The 19,780-nt window shown below is 71.5% G+C and carries 15 protein-coding genes; 11 read left to right on the plus strand and 4 right to left on the minus strand.

What is annotated here, in order from left to right:
- Positions 1 to 250: 250 nt before the first annotated feature.
- Entirely contained in the window at positions 251 to 2,140 is a 1,890-nt protein-coding gene (locus OG329_RS30325; RefSeq protein WP_405799574.1) for an AMP-dependent synthetase/ligase, read from the plus strand.
- A gap of 51 nt (positions 2,141 to 2,191) precedes the next feature.
- Here OG329_RS30325 and OG329_RS30330 read toward each other — a convergent pair whose 3' ends face one another.
- Positions 2,192 to 2,629 (minus strand): two-component system response regulator, encoded by a 438-nt coding sequence (locus OG329_RS30330; protein ID WP_405802096.1) that lies wholly within the window; start codon positions 2,627 to 2,629, stop codon positions 2,192 to 2,194.
- A 344-nt stretch (positions 2,630 to 2,973) separates the two neighbouring features.
- Here OG329_RS30330 and OG329_RS30335 point away from each other — a divergent pair, with 344 nt between their 5' ends.
- Positions 2,974 to 5,163 (plus strand): SpoIIE family protein phosphatase, encoded by a 2,190-nt coding sequence (locus OG329_RS30335; protein ID WP_405799575.1) that lies wholly within the window; start codon positions 2,974 to 2,976, stop codon positions 5,161 to 5,163.
- A 30-nt stretch (positions 5,164 to 5,193) separates the two neighbouring features.
- On the plus strand, positions 5,194 to 6,426 hold the full coding sequence (gene hemW, locus OG329_RS30340) for a radical SAM family heme chaperone HemW (protein WP_405799576.1): 1,233 nt from the start codon (positions 5,194 to 5,196) through the stop codon (positions 6,424 to 6,426).
- A 527-nt stretch (positions 6,427 to 6,953) separates the two neighbouring features.
- On the opposite strand, the gene OG329_RS30345 is transcribed toward hemW, so the two are convergent.
- Together OG329_RS30345 and OG329_RS30350 are read right to left on the minus strand one after the other, a co-directional pair.
- Positions 6,954 to 7,772 (minus strand): DUF3097 domain-containing protein, encoded by an 819-nt coding sequence (locus tag OG329_RS30345; protein ID WP_405799577.1) that lies wholly within the window; start codon positions 7,770 to 7,772, stop codon positions 6,954 to 6,956.
- Between the two features lie 24 nt (positions 7,773 to 7,796).
- Positions 7,797 to 8,519, minus strand: coding sequence for an MBL fold metallo-hydrolase (locus tag OG329_RS30350; RefSeq protein WP_405799578.1), 723 nt, complete (start codon positions 8,517 to 8,519; stop codon positions 7,797 to 7,799).
- Positions 8,520 to 8,684: 165 nt separating this feature from the next.
- Between OG329_RS30350 and hrcA the strand changes: the two genes are divergently transcribed.
- The 6 genes from hrcA (at position 8,685) to OG329_RS30380 (ending at position 14,149) form a co-directional block, all read left to right on the plus strand.
- Positions 8,685 to 9,701, plus strand: a complete 1,017-nt coding sequence (gene hrcA / locus OG329_RS30355) for a heat-inducible transcriptional repressor HrcA (RefSeq protein ID WP_405802098.1) — start codon at positions 8,685 to 8,687, stop codon at positions 9,699 to 9,701.
- On the plus strand, positions 9,702 to 10,835 hold the full coding sequence (gene dnaJ / locus OG329_RS30360; protein WP_189108274.1) for a molecular chaperone DnaJ: 1,134 nt from the start codon (positions 9,702 to 9,704) through the stop codon (positions 10,833 to 10,835).
- Positions 10,836 to 10,972: 137 nt separating this feature from the next.
- The gene (locus OG329_RS30365) at positions 10,973 to 12,046 is read left to right on the plus strand and encodes a nitronate monooxygenase (protein ID WP_405799579.1); all 1,074 of its coding nucleotides are present in this window, start codon (positions 10,973 to 10,975) and stop codon (positions 12,044 to 12,046) included.
- Positions 12,043 to 12,783, plus strand: a complete 741-nt coding sequence (locus tag OG329_RS30370) for a 16S rRNA (uracil(1498)-N(3))-methyltransferase (RefSeq protein WP_405799580.1) — start codon at positions 12,043 to 12,045, stop codon at positions 12,781 to 12,783. The genes OG329_RS30365 and OG329_RS30370 overlap by 4 nt, the downstream gene beginning before the upstream one ends.
- 86 nt (positions 12,784 to 12,869) lie before the next feature.
- Entirely contained in the window at positions 12,870 to 13,229 is a 360-nt protein-coding gene (locus OG329_RS30375) for a histidine triad nucleotide-binding protein (protein ID WP_405799581.1), read from the plus strand.
- Positions 13,230 to 13,240: 11 nt separating this feature from the next.
- Positions 13,241 to 14,149, plus strand: a complete 909-nt coding sequence (locus tag OG329_RS30380) for a ribonuclease Z (protein ID WP_405799582.1) — start codon at positions 13,241 to 13,243, stop codon at positions 14,147 to 14,149.
- Between the two features lie 226 nt (positions 14,150 to 14,375).
- On the opposite strand, the gene OG329_RS30385 is transcribed toward OG329_RS30380, so the two are convergent.
- Positions 14,376 to 15,920: a HEAT repeat domain-containing protein gene (locus tag OG329_RS30385; RefSeq protein ID WP_405799583.1), complete on the minus strand. Its 1,545-nt coding sequence runs from the start codon at positions 15,918 to 15,920 to the stop codon at positions 14,376 to 14,378.
- A gap of 149 nt (positions 15,921 to 16,069) precedes the next feature.
- On the opposite strand from OG329_RS30385, the gene OG329_RS30390 reads away from it, so the two are divergent.
- Both OG329_RS30390 and OG329_RS30395 read left to right on the plus strand, forming a co-directional pair.
- Entirely contained in the window at positions 16,070 to 17,182 is a 1,113-nt protein-coding gene (locus OG329_RS30390) for a carbohydrate kinase family protein (protein ID WP_405799584.1), read from the plus strand.
- An 80-nt stretch (positions 17,183 to 17,262) separates the two neighbouring features.
- The gene (locus OG329_RS30395; RefSeq protein WP_405799585.1) at positions 17,263 to 19,644 is read left to right on the plus strand and encodes a GH92 family glycosyl hydrolase; all 2,382 of its coding nucleotides are present in this window, start codon (positions 17,263 to 17,265) and stop codon (positions 19,642 to 19,644) included.
- Positions 19,645 to 19,780 lie beyond the last annotated feature (136 nt).

Genomic DNA, 19,780 nt, shown 5'->3' on the forward strand with positions numbered 1-19,780 from the left:
GGGGAACTGACCGGTCGGGCCCGTGCGCGCGGACGCGTGGGCCCGGCCGCCGTCCACGGGTCCGGTTCACGGGTCCGGTTCACGGGTCCCGTTCATGGGCCCGGTTCGTTGGTCCGGTTCGTTATGAAGCGGCTGCCCGCGTCCCCTTACGCACCGGGCGGGTGCGCTTTACTCTGATCACTGCTCGATGGTTACTCACCAGTTAAACAACAAGCCCGTCGCGCAAGCTTCGCGGGGCCCGGAGGACGTCGTGAGCGACACAAAGACCTTGATCGAGAACAGGCCGCCGTCGGTGGCGGCCCTCTTCATTGAGCGCGTGGCGGCCACGCCGGACGCCGAGGCGTACCGCTATCCCGTTCCGCCCGCCTCGGGTCAGGGCCCCGACGACTGGAAGTCCCTGAGCTGGGGCCAGGCCGCGGTACGCGTGTACGCGGTGGCCGCCGGTCTGATCTCGCTCGGCGTACGGCCCGAGGAGCGCGTCGCGCTCGCCGCCGCCACCCGGGTCGAGTGGATCCTCGCCGACCTCGGTGTGATGTGCGCCGGCGCCGCGACCACGACGGTCTACCCCTCGACGAACGCCGAGGAGTTCGCGTACATCCTCGCCGACTCCGAGAGCCGCGTCCTGATCGCCGAGGACGCCGCCCAGTTGGCCAAGGCGCGCGAGCGCCGCGCCGAGCTGCCGAACCTCGCCCATGTCGTGGTGATCGAGGCCGCGGACGCGAAGCCCGCCGACGGCGACCCCGAGGGCTGGGTCCTCTCGCTCGCCGAGCTGGAGGAGCGCGGGACGAAGCACCTCCAGGACCAGCCCGGGGCCGTCAAGGAGCGGGTCGGCGCGATCACGGCCGACCAGCTCGCCACCCTCATCTACACCTCGGGCACCACGGGCCGCCCCAAGGGCGTACGGCTGCCGCACGACAACTGGTCCTACATGGCGAAGGCCATCGCGGCCACCGGACTCATCTCCAAGGACGATGTCCAGTACCTCTGGCTGCCGCTCGCGCACGTCTTCGGCAAGGTGCTCACTTCCGGCCAGATCGAGGTCGGTCATGTCACCGCCGTCGACGGCCGCGTCGACAAGATCATCGAGAATCTGCCGGTGGTACGGCCGACCTACATGGCCGCGGTGCCCCGCATCTTCGAGAAGGTCTACAACGGCGTCGCGGCCAAGGCACGCGCGGGCGGCCCCGCGAAGTACAAGATCTTCCAGTGGGCCGCCGGGGTCTCACGCGAGTACGCGAAGGTCAGCCAGGACAACTTCCGCCACACCGGCACCGCTTCGGTGCCCTTCGCGCTCGGCGCCAAGCACACCGTCGCCGACAAACTCGTCTTCGCCAAGCTCCGCGAGGCGTTCGGCGGCCGGCTGCGCGCCGCGATCTCCGGATCCGCCGCGCTCGCGCCCGACATCGGCTTCTTCTTCGCGGGCGCCGGAGTCCACATCCTGGAGGGCTACGGCCTGACGGAGTCGAGCGCCGCGAGCTTCGTCAACCCGGGCGAGGCGTACCGCACCGGCACCGTCGGCAAGCCGCTGCCCGGCTGCGAGGTCCGTATCGCCGACGACGGCGAGATCATGCTGCGCGGCCCCGGCATCATGGACGGCTACCACGGGCTGCCCGAGAAGACCGCCGAAGTCCTCGAATCCGACGGCTGGTTCCACACCGGCGACATCGGCGAGCTGTCGGTCGACGGCTATCTGCGGATCACCGACCGCAAGAAGGACCTGATCAAGACGTCGGCCGGCAAGTACGTCGCGCCGGCCGAGGTCGAGGGCCAGTTCAAGGCGGTGTGCCCGTACGTCTCCAACATCCTGGTGCACGGCGCCGACCGGAACTTCTGCACCGCGCTCATCTCGCTGGACGAGGCGGCCCTGCTGGGCTGGGCGGCCGAGAACGGCATGGAGGGCATGTCGTACGCCGACGTCGTCGCGTCGCCCCGGACCCGGGAGCTGATCGAGGGCTATGTGAACGAGCTGAACGAGGGCCTTCAGCGCTGGCAGACGATCAGGAAGTTCCGGCTGCTGCCGCGCGACCTGGACATCGAGCACGGTGAGCTGACGCCGAGCCTCAAGCTCAAGCGGCCGGTCGTGGAGCGGGAGTACAAGCACCTGCTGGACGAGATGTACGACGGCGCGCGGGAGGCGTAGTCGCGTCTACGCGTCGTGGACGAGGACGCGGGCGGGGCCGGCGGTCGGGCGCTACGGTCGCGGGCTCTGTCCGCGCCGTAACTCCCGCAGTAGGTTTTCGAGCCCGGCCACCCGGTCGCGCAGGGCCTCCAACTCGCGGTTCTTGCGGTGCAGTTCGAGGAAGACGGTCACCTTGGCGCGCAGCACCCACGGGTCGAAGGGCTTCGGGATGAAGTCGGCGGCCCCTGTCGCGTAGCCGCGGAAGGTGAAGCCGCCGTCGGGATCGCTCCCCGTCAGGAAGATGATCGGGACATCCTTCGCCTGGTCCAGACGCTTGATCCCGGCGGCGGTGTCGAAGCCGTCCATGCCCGGCATCCGTACGTCCAGCAGGACCAGCGCGAACCGCTCGTGACGCAGCGCCCGTATCGCCTCCTCGCCCGAACGGGCTCGCACCAGCGGCACGTTGAGCGATGCCAGCACCGCTTCGAGCGCGAGAAGATTCTCCTCCATGTCGTCGACGAGGAGGATGCCCGCGCGGTCGGTGACCGAGGTGTCCGTGGGTGGTTCGACGGGTGGTTCGGTGGGTATCGGGTTGCTCATCGTGGGTGGCGTCCGAGTAGGTGATGGCCCGGTGTGGGGGATCCGGGTGCGTAGTGTGATGCGGGTGTGGCGGCCGGGAGGTGGCCCTTGAGCTCCGTTCTTCGCCCCACTTCTTCGCCCATTTCGATGACTCGACGCTTATGGGCAGGCTCAGTCTGTCACTCTGTCGGGGTCGTAAGCGGCGCAACGGAAGAAACAATCAGGAGCCGCACGTGGGGCCTATAGGGGACTGCCGGGACACGGACGATCCGGAAGTGCCGACTCCGGCACGGAGCCGGACGTTCCGGAACGACGAGCGACACACCAGCCTGCCGGGGAACCCGCTCGCCCCGTCCGCAGCGCGCCGTTTCGTGCGCGCCGCGCTCGCCGAGTGGACCAGCCTGGGGCTGCTCACCACCTGCGCCCTGTGCCAGGGCGACCAGGTGTGCCCACCGGGCCGGCACAGCCCCGACGGGGCGGCCGACGACGCGGTGCTGATCGTCAGCGAACTGGTCACCAACGCCGTCGTCCACGCGGGCACCAACGTGGAACTGCTCTGCCGCCTCGAAGCGGCCCTGAGGGAGCCGGACGGCGACGGACCCGACGACACGTCCGAGACCGGGCCGGGCGCCGCCGGCCCCCGCACCGCGTCCGGTGACGGCGCCACCCCCGTGCGGGAGTCCGCCGCACTCGTCATCGAGGTGTCCGACCACCACCCCGCCCGCTCCGTACGCAGCGACGCGCACGGCCCGGCGGGCGGCGGCTCCCCCGAGTACGGCCGGGGCCTCCAGCTCATCGCCGCCCTCGCCGAACGCTGGGGCATCACGTACCGCACCGGCCTCAAGACCGTGTGGGCCCGTATCCCGCTCGACGGGCCGACCACCGAGGCCGCGGCGGGCACCGGCGCCGACGGAGCCGTGGGCGTCAACGGAAACGGCGTCGTGGGCGAACCCGCCCTGCGCCGCGGTCTGCGCGCCGCCGAAATCCTCGCCCCCGCACCGCGCGGCATGCCGCGCGAGGACCCGGACTGGATCAGCCGCGGCGCCCTGTCCTTCCTCGCCGAAGCCTCCGACCTGCTGGCCGGACAGCTCGACGAGGACCTGGTCGCCGCCCTCGCCGGCCAACTGCTCGTCCCCCGCCTCGCCGACTGGTGCGCGATCTGGCTCGACGGCGAGGGCGAAGGACACGGCAGGGCGGGCGCCACACCCCGGCTCGCGCGCGTCTGGCACGCCGACGAGTCCCGCATCGAGACGCTGCGCGCCCTGCTGGAGAAGGAGCCGCCCCGGCTGCTCGACTCCCGGCGCGAGCGGGACGGCACGGGCACCGGCACGGGGAGCGGGCGCAACGTCCCCGTCCCCGTCCCGTGGCCCGGCTCCGGCCAGACCGGCGCGCACGACGGCGCGGCCGTCTCCTGCCGGCTCGTCGCCAACGGCCGCCCGCTGGGCACCCTGGTCCTCGGCCGGCGGCGGCTCGCCCGGATGCCCGACGAAGTGACCGCGCTCATCGAGGACTTCGCCCGCCGCGTCGCCCTCGCGATCGGCGCCGCCCGCCGCTACACCCGGCAGGCCACCATCAGCCGCGTCCTGCAACGCAGCCTGCTGCCCAGCCAGGTCGCCCGGATCCCGGGCGTCGAGAGCCACCTCGTGTACGAGCCCGCCGACGACGGCGTGGTCGGCGGCGACTTCTACGACGTCTTCCCCGCGCCGCCCGGCGGACGCTGGTGCTTCATGCTCGGCGACGTCCAGGGCAGCGGCCCCGAGGCCGCCGTCGTCACCGGACTCGCCCGCCCCTGGCTGCGGCTCCTCGCCCGCGAGGGGTACGGCGTCGGCGAAGTCCTCGACCGGCTCAACCGGCTCCTGCTGGACGACGCCATGGAAGCCGCCGAGGCCGCCGCGCTGATGGTCGCCGTCGCCGGCGGACAGGACCTCTCCGGCGGCGAGAGCGGCCTCCCCGGCCTCAGCGACCTCGGCCCGCTCGGTGACATCCGCGACATCGGCAAAAGCCTCGACGACGGCCACGGCGGCGGCCTCGCCGACGGCGGCCAGTCGCGCTTCCTGTCCCTGCTCTACGGCGAGCTGGCCCCCCTCCCCGGCACCGGCGGCGGCGCCCGCTGCACCCTCGCCAGCGCCGGCCACCCCCTGCCGCTGCTGCTGAAGCCCGACGGGACGGTACGGGTGGCGGCCGAGCCGCAACTGCTCCTCGGCGTGGACGAGAACGTCGCGTACGAGAGCCTCAGCTTCGACCTGGAGTCCGGGGACACCCTCCTGTGCGTCACCGACGGCATCACCGAGCGCCGCTCCGGGCGGCTGCTCCTGGACGACGACGACGGCCTCACCGCGATCCTGGCGGGCTGCACGGGACTGAGCGCGCAGGGCGTCGCCGAGCGGATCAGACGCGCCGTGCACGACTTCGACCCGAGCCCGCCCTCGGACGACCTGGCGATGCTGGTGCTGCGCGCGGTGTAGCTACCCGCGGGGGTGCGGGACACTGGGGGCATGCCTTCCGCCCTGCCCGACGGTGACCCCATGCCCGAGTCCGGCGCGCTTCCCCCGCACGCCCTGAAGGGCGCGGCGGACCGCCCGCTCGGTTTCTATCTGCACGTGCCGTACTGCGCGACGCGCTGCGGCTACTGCGACTTCAACACCTACACGGCGACCGAGCTGCGCGGCTCGGGCGGCGTGCTGGCCTCCCGCGACAACTACGCCGACACCCTCACCGACGAGATCCGGCTCGCCCGCAAGGTCCTGGGCGACGACTCCAGGCCCGTCCGGACGGTCTTCGTCGGCGGCGGTACGCCCACGCTGCTGGCCGCCGCCGACCTCGTACGGATGCTGGGCGCCGTACGCGAGGAGTTCGGCCTCGCGGACGACGCCGAGATCACCACCGAGGCCAATCCGGAGTCCGTCGACCCGGCGTACCTCGCGGAGCTGCGCGAGGGCGGCTTCAACCGGATCTCCTTCGGTATGCAGAGCGCGAGGCAGCACGTGCTGAAGGTGCTCGACCGCACGCATACCCCGGGGCGGCCCGAGGCGTGTGTCGCGGAGGCCCGTGCGGCCGGGTTCGACCATGTGAACCTCGACCTGATCTACGGCACCCCCGGCGAGAGCGACGACGACTGGCGCGCGTCGCTGGCGGCGGCCGTGGGGGCGGGGCCGGACCATGTCTCGGCGTACGCGCTGATCGTGGAGGAGGGCACGGGGCTCGCCCGGCGCATCCGGCGCGGCGAGGTCCCCATGACCGACGACGACGAGCACGCCGACCGCTACCTGATCGCGGACGAGACGCTGGCCGCGGCCGGGTTCTCCTGGTACGAGGTCTCCAACTGGGCCACCACGCCGGCCGGTCGGTGCCTCCACAACGAGCTGTACTGGCGCGGCGCGGACTGGTGGGGCGCGGGGCCGGGGGCGCACAGCCATGTCGGCGGGGTGCGCTGGTGGAACGTCAAGCACCCGGGGGCGTACGCGGCGGCGCTCGCGTCGGGGCGGTCGCCGGGCGCGGGCCGTGAACTCCTCACGGCGGAGGACCGGCGCGTGGAGCGGATCCTGCTGGAACTGCGGCTGTCGGACGGCGTGGAGCTGTCCCTGCTGCGGCCTGCGGGGCTCGCGGCGGCGGGCCGGGCGCTGGCGGACGGGCTGCTGTCGGAGGGCCCGTACGGGGAGGGCCGGGCGGTGCTGACGTTGCGGGGGCGGTTGCTGGCGGATGCGGTGGTGCGGGGGCTGGTGGACTGAGGGTCTGCGGCCTGCGGGCCGGGTTCGTCCTCGAGCGCCGGACGGGCTGGGTGGTTGCCGGTTTTGTTTGCCGCCTGCGGGCCGGTGGTCGTTGTCCTCAAGCGCCGGACGGGCTTGGTGGTTGCGGTGGTGGCCGGGTGCCGCTCCGGGGTCATGCCCGGACGGCATGATTTACGGCGCCCAGCGGTGTTGGTGTGGTGCTGGTCCGGGTTGCGCCACAAATCACGCTTTAGTGTCCGGACACGACCCCTGCGCGTCCCCCTTCCCCGCGCGGGAGGTGGGGTTTGCCTGAACTGCGGGCCGGGGCGGCGTGGAGGGGTGTGGGGTCGGAGGGTGGGTGTGTTCGGACACTCAGGCTGATTTGTGTCGCGTGGACATGCCGGTCCCGTCGGGACCAATGAGCCTTGCACGCGGCGTAAATCATGCCGTCCGGACATACCCACCCGGAGGGCCCGCACCCCGCCCCGGCAACGAGACCGCAACCACCAAGCCCGTCCGGCGCTTGAGGACGAAACCGGCCCGCAGGGTCAACGTGACTCCGTCACGAAGTCGATCAGCTCCTCCACCCGCCCCAGCAGCGCCGGCTCCAGGTCTCGGTAGGAGCGGACCGAGCCCAGGATCCGCTGCCACGCCGCACCGGTGTTTTCCGGCCAGCCCAGTTCGCGGCACACGCCCGTCTTCCAGTCCTGGCCGCGCGGGATCGTCGGCCAGGCCCCGATGCCCACCGACGACGGCTTCACCGCCTCCCAGACGTCGACGTACGGGTGGCCCACGATCAGCACGTCGTCCCCGGTGACCTCTGCGGCGAGGCGGGACTCCTTCGAGCCGGGCACCAGATGGTCGACCAGCACCCCGAGCCGCGCGTCCGCCGCCGGGCCGAACTCCGCGACGATCGCCGGGAGATCGTCGATGCCCTCCAGGTACTCCACGACCACGCCCTCGATCCGCAGGTCGTCGCCCCACACCCGCTCGACCAGTTCCGCGTCGTGCCGCCCCTCCACGTAGATGCGCCCCGCACGGGCCACCCGTGCCCGCGCGCCCGGGACGGCGACCGAGCCGGAGGCCGTACGGGTGGGACGCGAGGGGCCGCCGGTGGTCGGCCGGACCAGGGTGACGATCCGGCCTTCGAGCATGAACCCCCGCTCCACCAGCGGGAACACCCGGTGTTTGCCGAAGCGGTCCTCCAGGGTGACCGTCGGGCCCTCGGCGGTCTTCTCGCAGCGGATCACCGCGCCGCAGAAGCCCGTCGACACCTCCTCGACCACCAGATCGGGTTCGGCGGGCACCTCGGGCACCGGCTTCGAACGCTTCCAGGGCGGGGTCAGATCGGGGCTGTAACTGCGCATCCGCAGACGATAACGGGGCCGCGCTCACCCCGTGCCGAAACGCGCGGCCAGCGCGCCACGCTGGGCCCGTACGAACGCCGCGTCGACGGTGGCGCCGTGGCCGGGAACGTACACCGCGTCCTCGCCGCCCAGCGCCAGCAGCCGGTCCAGCGCGGCCGGCCAGCGCGCCGGGATCGCGTCGGACCCGGCCTGCGGCTCGCCCGACTCCTCGACCAGGTCGCCGCAGAAGACGACCTCCCGGTCGCCGGGGACGAGCAGCGCCAGATCGTGCCCGGTGTGCCCGGGGCCGACATTGGCGAGAAGTACCTGTCGTCCGCCGAGATCGAGCGTCCACTCGCCGGACACCGGGTGCCCCGGCACGACCAGCACGTCCACCGCGGAGGCGGCTTCGGCGGCGGACACCCCGTGCCGTACGGCCGACGCGCGCAGGCTCTCGCGGTCGCGGAGCAGCAGCTCCGCCAGGCCGACCGCGCCGTACACCCGCGCACCCGAGAAGGCCGCCGTCCCCAGGACATGGTCGAAGTGGGGATGGCTGAGCACGATGTGCGTGACGCGCCGGCCGCCGCACAGCGCCTGTACCTGCGCGCGGATTCGCGCGCCCTCACGGAGCGTGGAGCCCGTGTCGTACAGAAGGACCGCGTCCTCGCCCACGACCAGACCGACCGTCGCATCCCAGCCAGGCAGTCTCCGTCTGCCGACCCCCGGGGCGATCCGTTCCCAGTCGTGCTCTTCCCAACGGACGTTCATACGGCGACGCTATCGGTGGGAGCGGCGGTGCCGCGCGCGGTAGCGTGACCGGTCGGCCTTGCTAGGGGCGTACCTCACGGCCGTACACTGGCACGGGGAATGCTGGCACTCCTACGCATCGAGTGCCAAGCCGGATCCGAGGAACCAGAGCTGGAGGTGTGCGCGATGCTGAGCGAACGCAGGCTTGAGGTGCTGCGCGCCATCGTCCAGGACTATGTCGGCACCGAGGAGCCCGTCGGCTCCAAGGCGCTGACCGAGCGGCACAAGCTCGGTGTCTCCCCGGCCACTGTCCGTAACGACATGGCCGTCCTGGAGGACGAGGGCTTCATCGCCCAGCCCCACACCAGTGCGGGGCGTATTCCGACGGACAAGGGCTACCGGCTTTTCGTCGACCGGCTGGCGGGCGTCAAGCCCCTGTCGGCGCCGGAGCGCAGGGCCATCCAGAACTTCCTCGACAGCGCCGTCGACCTGGACGACGTGGTGGGCCGTACGGTACGGCTGCTCGCGCAGTTGACCCGGCAGGTCGCGGTCGTGCAGTACCCCTCGCTGACCCGTTCGACGGTGCGGCATGTGGAACTGCTCTCGCTGGCCCCCGCGCGGCTGATGCTGGTGCTGATCACCGACACCGGCCGGGTCGAGCAGCGCATGATCGACTGTCCCGTGCCGTTCGGCGACACGTCGCTGGCGGACCTGCGGGCCCGGCTCAACGCCAGGGTCGTCGGCCGCCGGTTCTCCGATGTGCCGCTGCTGGTGCAGGAGTTGCCCGACTCCTTCGACCAGGAGGACCGGGGGACGGTGGCCACGGTCCTCGCGACGCTGCTGGAGACGCTGGTCGAGGAGACCGAGGAGCGTCTGGTGATCGGCGGCACCGCCAATCTGACGCGCTTCGGACACGACTTCCCCCTGATGATCCGGCCGGTGCTGGAGGCGCTTGAGGAGCAGGTCGTGCTCCTTCGGCTGCTCGGCGAGGCCGAGGACTCGGGCATGACCGTACGAATCGGGCATGAGAACGCCCATGAGGGCCTCAACTCCACGTCCGTGGTCGCGGTCGGCTACGGTTCGGGCGACGAGGCAGTCGCCAAACTCGGCGTGGTCGGACCGACCCGCATGGACTACCCCGGAACGATGGGAGCGGTACGCGCAGTGGCACGTTACGTCGGACAGATCCTGGCGGAGTCGTAAGTGGCCACGGACTACTACGCCGTACTCGGCGTACGCCGCGACGCATCACAGGACGAGATCAAGAAGGCATTCCGCAGACTCGCCCGCGAGCTGCACCCGGATGTCAATCCCGATCCCAAGACGCAGGAGCGCTTCAAGGAGATCAACGCCGCGTACGAGGTGTTGTCGGACCCGCAGAAGAAGCAGGTCTACGACCTCGGCGGGGACCCGCTCTCACAGGCGGGCGGTGGCGCGGGCGGCTTCGGGGCCGGTGGCTTCGGCAACTTCTCCGACATCATGGACGCGTTCTTCGGGACGTCGCAGCAGCGTGGGCCGAGGTCGCGGACGCGGCGCGGCCAGGACGCGATGATCCGGCTGGAGATCGACCTCAACGAGGCGGCTTTCGGCACCACGAAGGACATCCAGGTCGACACGGCGGTCGTCTGTACGACCTGTTCGGGCGAGGGCGCCGCACCCGGCACCTCCGCGCAGACCTGCGACATGTGCCGCGGTCGCGGTGAGGTCTCGCAGGTCACGCGGTCCTTCCTGGGCCAGGTCATGACATCGCGGCCGTGCCCGCAGTGCCAGGGTTTCGGTACGGTCGTGCCGACCCCCTGCCCCGAGTGCGCCGGTGACGGCCGTATCCGCTCGCGCCGCACGCTCACGGTCAAGATCCCGGCGGGCGTCGACAACGGCACCCGTATCCAGCTCTCCGGAGAGGGCGAGGTCGGGCCCGGCGGCGGTCCGGCGGGCGACCTGTACGTCGAGATCCACGAACTGCCGCACGCGGTGTTCCAGCGGCGCGGCGACGATCTGCACTGCACGGTGACCATCCCGATGACGGCGGCCTCGCTGGGCACGCAGTGCCCGCTGGAGACGCTGGACGGGGTCGAGGACATCGACGTGCGTCCGGGCACCCAGTCGGGCCAGTCGATCCCGCTCCACGGCCGGGGCATCACGCATCTGCGCGGTGGCGGCCGGGGCGATCTGATCGTCCACGTCGAGGTCATGACCCCGTCGAAACTCGACCCGGAGCAGGAGCGGTTGCTGCGAGAGCTGGCGAAGCTCAGGGGCGAGGAACGGCCCACCGGCCAGTTTCAACCGGGTCAACAGGGGCTTTTCTCACGGCTGAAGGACGCGTTCAACGGCCGCTGAGCCGTTCGATCGCCGGACGGGCCGCATATGCGGCCCGTCCGGCGATTCGAGGACATGCCCGGCCTCGCGGGCCGCGTGGCTTGTGAACGATCGCGGTCGCGTTCGGCACCCCCGGAGGGACATGGCACCATGCGTGCATGTCCTCCGTGTTGACCGACATCTGCCGGTATCCGATCGTGCAGGCTCCCATGGCCGGCGGCGCGTCCTGCCCGCAGTTGGTCGCGGCCGTCGGTGACGCAGGGGGGCTCGGCTTCCTCGCCGCCGGGTACAAGACCGCCGACGGGATGTACGAGGAGGTCAAACAGCTCCGGGGGCTCAGCTCCGGCGCCTTCGGGATCAACCTGTTCATGCCGCAGCCGCACCACGACGACCACGCGGCCGTGGAGGTCTACCGCGATCAGCTCGCCGGGGAGGCGACCTGGTACGAGACCCCGCTCGGCGATCCCGAGGCGGGCCGCGACGACGGGTACGAGGCCAAGCTCGCGATACTGCTCGACGATCCCGTCCCGGTCGTCTCGTTCACCTTCGGCTGTCCCACCCCCACCACCCTCGACGCCTTCACCCGCGTCGGCACCCTCACCGTCGTCACCGTGACCACGCCCGAGGAGGCCCAGACCGCCGAGTGGTCGGGCGCCGACGTCGTCTGCGTCCAGGGCGTCGAGGCCGGCGGCCACCGGGGCACCCACCGCGACGACCCCGCCACCGACGGCGCGGGCATCGGGCTGCTGTCGCTCGTCACCCAAGTACGCGACTGCGTAAGGCTGCCGATCATCGCGACCGGCGGGCTCATGCGCGGCGGCCAGATCGCCGCAGTACTGGCCGCGGGAGCCGACGCCGCACAATTCGGCACCGCGTTCCTCGTCTGCCCGGAGTCCGGCGCCCACGCCCTGCACAAGCACGCCATGACCAACCCGCTGTTCACCCGCACCGAACTCACCCGCGCCTTCACCGGGCGGCCCGCGCGCGGTCTCGTCAACCGCTTCATGCGCGAACACGGCCCCTACGCCCCGCCCGCCTACCCCGAGTTGCACCACCTCACCGCCGGGCTGCGCAAATCCGCCGCCAAGGTCGGCGACCCCCAGGGCATGGCCCTGTGGGCCGGCCAGGGCCACCGGATGGCCCGCGATCTGCCCGCCGGACAGCTCGTCGACGTCCTCGTCGGCGAACTCGAAGCCGCCCGCGCCTCGTTGACCCTGGGAAACAGCTCATGACCGCACCCGTCTTCGTCGTCGACGCCACTGCCGGTCTGCGGCCCGGCCTCGTCACGCTCGACGGCCCCGAGGGCCGCCACGCCGTCTCCGTAAGGAGGTTGCGCGTGGGGGAGGAGGTCGTCCTGACGGACGGCGCCGGCACCGGCGCCCACGGGACGGTCGCCGCCGTCCACGGCAAGGACCGGCTGGACGTGGAGATCACCGGCGTACGTACGGAGGACGAGCCCGCACCGCGTATCACCGTCGTCCAGGCGCTGCCCAAGGGCGACCGCGGCGAACTGTCCGTCGAGACGATGACCGAGACCGGAGTCGACGCGATCGTGCCCTGGCAGGCCGCGCGCTGCATCACCCAGTGGAGAGGCGAGCGGGGCGCCAAGGCGCTGGCCAAATGGCGCGCCACGGCCCGCGAGGCGGGCAAGCAGTCCCGCAGGCTGCGCTTCCCCGATGTGGCGGAGGCGATGACCTCCAAAGAGGTCGCGGCGCTGCTGGCGGTCGCCGACTTCGCCGCCGTCCTGCACGAGGAGGGCAGTCAACCCCTGGCCACCGCCGAACTCCCCCGCGAGGGGCGCATCGTGCTCGTCGTCGGACCCGAGGGCGGCGTCTCCCCGGACGAGCTGGCGCTGTTCGCGGACGCCGGGGCCGGCGCGTACCGGCTCGGGCGCACCGTACTGCGCACGTCCACCGCCGGCACGGCCGCCTGCGCGCTGCTCCTGAGCCGCACCGGCCGCTGGTCCTGACCGCCGGGCGACAGCGGGCCGATAGCATGCCGGGGTACGGAAGTGACCAGGCGCGACCGGCCGACCGACGCGAGGAGACGCGGACCATGGCGGGAGAACCACAGGCCGACTGCCTGTTCTGCAAGATCGTCGCCGGGGAGGTGCCCGCCACCGTCGTACGCGAGACGGACACCACCGTGGCCTTCCGGGACATCAACCCGCAGGCGCCCACCCATGTGCTGGTGATCCCCAAGGTGCACTACCCGGACGCGGCGGCGCTCGCCGCCGCCGAGCCGCAGATCGCCGCCGACATCCTGCGCGAGTCCGCCGAGGTCGCCGCCGAGGACAAGACCGCCGGCAGCGGCTACCGGGTCGTCTTCAACACCGGCAGCGGCGCGGGCCAGACGGTCTTCCACGCGCACGCCCACGTCCTGGGCGGACGCGGCCTCAACTGGCCCCCCGGGTAGGCGCCGACACCGTGTCCGTACGAGAACTCGTCGTCCTGGGAACCGCCAGCCAGGTCCCCACCCGGCACCGCAACCACAACGGCTATCTGCTGCGCTGGGACGGCGAGGGCATCCTCTTCGACCCCGGCGACGGCACCCAGCGCCAGATGGCGCGGGCCTCGGTCGCCGCGTACGACATCAACCGGATCTGCGTGACGCATTTCCACGGCGACCACTCGCTCGGCCTCGCCGGGGTCATCCAGCGCATCAACCTGGACCGCGTCCCGCACGAGATCACCGCACACTACCCGGCGAGCGGACACGTCTTCTTCAGGAGGCTGCGGTACGCGACGGCGTACCGCGAGACGGTCGGCATCACCGAGGCGCCCGTCGACGCCGACGGCGTACTCGCCCGCACCGACTCCTACACCCTGCGGGCGCACAAGCTCTCACACCCCGTCGAGTCCTACGGCTACCGGATCACCGAGCCGGACGGGCGCAGGATGCTTCCCGAGCGCCTCGCCGCGCACGGCATCGAGGGGCCCGACGTGGCGCGCCTCCAGCGGGAGGGCGAACTGCGCGGGGTGACGCTCGCCGACGTGAGCGAGGAGCGCAGGGGCCAGAGCTTCGCGTTCGTCATGGACACCCGGCTCTGCGACGGGGTGCACGCGCTGGCGGACGGCTGCGACATGCTCGTCATCGAGTCCACCTTCCTCGACGAGGACGCCCAACTGGCCGCCGATCACGGGCATCTGACGGCGGGCCAGGCGGGGGCGGTGGCTCGGGAGGCCGGCGTACGGCACCTCGTACTGACGCACTTCTCGCAGCGTTACGGCGACCCGGATCAGTTCGAGCGGCAGGCCAGGGCGGCCGGTTACGACGGCGAACTGACCGTCGCCGCCGACCTCGTGCGCGTCCCGCTGCCCAAGCGCTCCGGCTGACCTGCCGGGGCGTGTCCGCGAAGTAGCGCCGTCCGCCCGAAGGGTGGGGCCCGCGCCCGCCGCAGAACGGCTGATGTCTCGCTGGTGCGGTGCGGTGCTTCGCAAGGCGCAAGGATCGGTGTCGTGGACGGCCCGGCCGTAGGCGGCCGACTCCGGCAACGCAGGGGGTACCTCCCGTGCCCCCCTCGGGGGCTACTGGAGGTGCCGTCCAGGCGTCGTGGGCCGGTCAGGGCCGGGCGGTTGCCGGGCTCCACGCGTCGAGCACCTCGGCCGCCGCGTCGCGGGTACGGCGCGAGGCGTCGGCCGTGAGCGCGGTCAGCGACTCGATCGCCCCGTCCGCGCCCGCCGGCGGGCCGCCGTACTCCCGCACGTACCTGCCCAGGCCGTGCACGGCCTGGTAGCGGACGGCCTCCTCCGGGTCGTCCAGGTACGCCACGAAGCGCGCTCCGTCCGTCTTCTCCGGCTCGTTCAGGAGCGACAGCGCCGCCGCGCGGACCTCGGCCCCCACCGATCGCTCGTCCAGCAACAGCCTTATCGACGGCAGGACTTCGGGATAGTGGGCCAGCGCGCGACCGGCCTGCGAGGTCACTTGGGGGTCGGTCAACAGACAGCGCATCAGCGCCCGTGCCGCCCTGTCGCGGTCCCGGCGAGGCAGCCGGTGCCGGCCCAGTCGGCCCAGTTGGCCAAGGCCGTTCAGCGCCCCGGCCCGCACCCGTACGTCCTCGTCCCGCAGGAGCGGAAGGAGGAGGTCGAGGTCCCGCCGGTCGCCGAGCCCACCGACGGCCCCTGCCGCCGCCGCCCTCAGTTCGGGGTGGCAGGGCCACCGCGTGAGGACGGACCTCAGCAGCCGGACGGCGGCCGACGTGTTCATACGGGCCAGCGCCTGTACGACGGTCCAACCCAGGTCGGGATGGTCGATCCAGCGCCGTGCCGCCGGTAGGGCGCGGTGCTCACCCATCCATCCCAGGGTCCCGATCAGCTCACGCGCGACACCCGGGTCTTGTTCGTCGTCCAGGCGCGCGAGCAGCAGATCGGCGGTTCCGCGCCTCGGCGCGTCGCCCAGTCTGCTCACCACCGCCCGGCGCACCTGAGGAGCCGGGTCGTGCAGACCCTCGATCAGTGAGTCCCACAGGCGTGGCGTGCAGCGGGCGGGCAGGATGTCGATCGCCCGAGCACGGGCCGCACCGGATCCGTGCCGCGCCGAGCGAAGAACCTCCGCCCTGACGTCGCCGTCGTCCGGCCGCGACCACACCAGCATCCGCGCGTGCCCCCAGATCATGTCCTCGGGGTCCCCCAGCAGCCGCACCACCGACTCGATGTCACCGAGCGTCCCCAGCCGCCGCAGTGCGACGAGCGCGTTGAGCCGCAGGTGCCGGTCCTCGTCCCGCAGCAGGCGCGTGAACGCCGCGGTGACGGCCGGGCCGGTCAGCCCGAGCCGGTCGGCGGCGAGCGAGGCCCGGCGCCGTACGCGCGGGTCGGCGTCGCGCATCAGACCGGTCAGTAAGTCGCCGATGTCGGTGCCGGTCGCGGTGGTCGCGGTGGTCGCGGTGCCGCCACCGTGGGCGGTCCCGCCGGGAGCGCCGAGGCGGCCGAGGCCGAGCGCGGCGGCGGCGCGTACCGAGGGATCAGGATCTCCGCCCGCCGCGACGAGCGCCGATACCTCCCGGGTCCTCCCGACCCGGCCGAGCCCCTTGGCCGCGGCTGCCCGCCGCCACGGCTGCGGCGCCGACAACTCCCGCAGGAAAAAGGCGATTTGATGTTCGTTGCTCATGATGCCCCCTTTCAGTGTGAGACGTCCGACGGGCGCGGGGGTTGTACCCGTCACCGACGTGACCCGACCGCCCGGCACGCTGCTCACGCCGACTGTCAGTGCCATCGGGCACACTGTCCGGATCCGTACGCCGATCCGGGAGCGCGACCGTGACCCCACGTGAAGGAACGCCGCAGGCCCACACCGCCGATGTCGACCCGCTGGGCGCCCTGCGCGCCCCGGACGACCCGGACTGCGACGTCTACCTGACCGGCACGGTCTTCCTCGACATCATCTTCACCGGCCTCGACAGCGCCCCCGTGCGCGGCACCGAGTCCTGGGCCAGGGGCATGGGTTCGAGCCCCGGCGGCATCGCCAACATGGCCAGCGCGCTGGCCCGGCTCGGCCTGCGCACCTCGCTCGCGGCGGCCTTCGGCGACGACCACTACGGGGAGTACTGCTGGGACGCGCTGGAGCAGGGCGAGGGCATCGACCTCTCCCGCTCGCGTACCGTCCCCGGCTGGCACTCACCGGTCACGGTCTCCATGGCGTACGAGGGCGAGCGCACGATGGTCTCCCACGGGCACGAGGCTCCGCCGCCGGAGGGCGCCCTGCCCGAGTGCCCGCCCCGCGCGCGTGCCGCCGTCGCCGCGCTCACACCGGGCCGCAGCGACGACTGGATCGCCCGCGCCGCCGGGCACGGCGCGCGGGTCTTCGCCGACGTGGGGTGGGACGACACGGGCCGCTGGGACCTGGCGGGACTGCCCGACCTGGCGCATTGCGAGGCGTTCCTGCCCAACGCGGAGGAGGCGATGCGCTACACCCGTACCGACTGCCCCAGGGCCGCCGCGCGGGCGCTCGCCGAGCTGGTGCCGCTGGTGGTCGTGACCCTGGGCGCGGAGGGGGCGTACGCGGTGGACAGCGCCAGCGGCGCCACCGCCGAGGTGCCGGCCATCGACGTGGCGGCGCTGGACCCGACAGGCGCGGGCGACGTGTTCGTCGCCGGGTTCGTCACCGGCACCCTCGCCGGCTGGCCGCTCGCCGACCGGATCGCGTTCTCCGGGCTCACGGCCGCCCTGTCGGTCCAGGAGTTCGGCGGATCGCTGTCGGCGCCCGGCTGGTCGGAGGTCGCCGCCTGGTGGAGTTACGTCCAGGAGTCGTCGGACCAGGATCCGGCGGCGCTGCGCCGATACGCCTTCCTGGCGGGGCTGTTGCCCGCGCCGAGCCGGCCATGGCCGCTGCGCAGGGCCGTACCGACCATCGGCTTCGGCCGCTCGGGCTGAACATTTCCTTGACGTGGGCGGTTCCAACTGTAAACATCCGACCAGTCGTTAGACAACGTTGTCAATGGGAGGTGCCCAACATGTCCAGATTCGGCACGCGCTGGCGAGCGGCGGTGGGAACAGTCGCGGCGGCGGTGGTGGCGGGCATGCTGGGAGCCCCTGCCGCCAGCGCCGCACAGCCTTTGGTCTCGGACCCCACGGCCTATGTCAACCCGATGGTGGGAACGACCACTTCGGGAATGACGTTCCCCGGTGCGTCGATGCCTTTCGGCATGGTGCAGAACAGTCCTGACACGAATGTGGGAAACGCGGCCTACAACTACGACGCGACCACTCTGACGGGATTCAGTCAGGTCCATCTCTCGGGTATCGGCTGTCCTGCGGGCAGTTGGATCCGTGTGATGCCGACCGTGGGCGATGTGACCGACACTTCCCTGTCGGCGAACATGTCGAAATTCAGTCATGACACCGAGGTGGCGAAGCCGGGCTACTACGGCGTCACGCTCGAGAAGAACAACATCCGGGCCGAGTTGACGTCGACCACCCGCACCGGCGTGGACCGTTTCACCTACGACACGGGCGCGCGGGACCGCAAGCTGATCGTCAATGTGACGGACGTATGGGGTCAGACATTCGCCAGTGACGTCAAGGTCGTCGGCGACAAGATCCAGGGTTCGGTGACGAGCGGATCCTTCTGCGGGCCCAACCGCCCGAGCCGCTACACCCTGCACTTCAGCATGACCCTCTCCGAGCCGATCGCCGGCGTCGCCACCTGGAACCGCGGCGAGAAGGTCCCGGTCGCCGGGCGTACGGCGGCCACCGGCGGCGCCGTGATCTCCTTCGCGCCCGGCGGCAAGGCGCCGATCGTCACCCACACCGGCGTCTCCTACACCTCGGTCGAGGGCGCGGAGAAGAACCGCGTCGCCGAACTGTCCACGGGCTCCAAGGGCGAGCTGAAGTCCTTCGACACCGTGCGCGCCGACGCCCATGACGCGTGGCAGGAGCAGCTTCGGAGCGTACGGGTCTCCAGTGACTCCACCGAGGACCTGAAGACCTTCTACACCGAGCTGTACCACGGACTGCTGCACCCGTCCGTCGCCCAGGACGTGGACGGCACCTATCAGGGCTTCGACGGAAAGAAGCACAAGGTCGCGCGGGGCGAGAACTATTACCAGATGCTGTCCATGTGGGACACGTACCGATCCCAGAATCAGCTCGTCGCCCTTCTCGAACCGGAACGCGCGACGGATATCGCCCGTTCGATCCTGGCGATCTACGAACAGGGCGGCTGGGTTCCGAGGTGGTCGCTCGGCCAGGCCGAGACGAATGCCACCAGCGGTGACCCCGTCACCCCGTTCATCGTCACCCTCTATTCACGCGGACTGCTCGACCACAAACTCGCCGGAAAGCTTTTCGACGCGCTGTGGAAGAACGTCAACGAAGTGCCGCCGCCGGCGACCAACATCAAGGCGCGTGAATTCAACCCGCAGTATCTCGACAAGGGTTACATTCCTGCCGAGCTGAGCCAGAACGAGTCCGCCTCCATCGGTCTCGAATACTCGCTCGCGGACTGCGCGCTCGGCACGATGGCCGTGGGTCTCCACAAGTACAAGGAGGCCGACCAACTCCGCCCGCGCTGCGACGAATTCACACACATCTGGAACGCGGACATCGAATCCAAGGGCTACACCGGATTCCCGCAGGCCCGAGCCGCCGACGGCAGCTTCGTGCCGACCGACGCCGTCGTGAACGGCAAGGGCTTCAAGGAAGGCACCGCCTGGCAGTACCAATGGCTCGGCCAGCAGGACCCCGAGGCACTGTTCGCGCTGATGGGCGGCGCCGACGAGGCCGAGAAGCGGCTCGACACGTTCTTCACCTTCCCGGCGATCGAGGAGGACGTCTCGACGGCGGCCACCAAGCACTGGGTGACCGGACCGATCGACTACAACGGCCACTTCGAGTTCAACCCGAACAACGAGCCCGACTTCCACGCCCCGTGGATGTACGCGTGGACGGACAGCCCCTGGAAGACGTCCGCGGTCACCCGCGCCCAGCGGGCGCTCTACACCGACACGTACAACGGCGTCCCCGGCAACGACGACCTCGGTGCCAGCTCGGCGATGGGCGCGTTCGCGATGCTGGGCTTCTTCGAGGCCCAGCCCGGCTCCGGCAACTACATCTTCTCCGCGCCGATGTTCCCGAAGGCCGTGATCACACAGCCCGACGGCACCAGGCTCACCCTGAACGCCCCGGGGGCCAAGGCGTCGGCGATCCAGTACATCGACACACTGAGCGTCGACGGCGACAGGACCGCCCGTAGCTGGATCTCGCACGACGACCTGCTCTCCGCCGGCACGGTGAACTTCAAGCTCACCACCGACGGCGCGAGCAGCCGGTGGGGCCTCGGTACGAAGAACCAGCCGCCCGCGATGGCCGGCGCGCTGGAGACCGGGAAGAAGTAGCGGAACCGGCGGGCACCGACCCGCTACGCGGTGTGAGCGGCCCCGGCCGGATCGTCCGATCCGGCCGGGGCCGCCGCCCGTTCCTCGAACGTCCGCGGGGTCCACGGAAAGGCGCGCGGAAAAGCCCTACGGCGAT

It is taken from the genome of Streptomyces sp. NBC_01506 (genome assembly GCF_045040295.1).
Classification (GTDB): Bacteria; Actinomycetota; Actinomycetes; order Streptomycetales; family Streptomycetaceae; genus Streptomyces.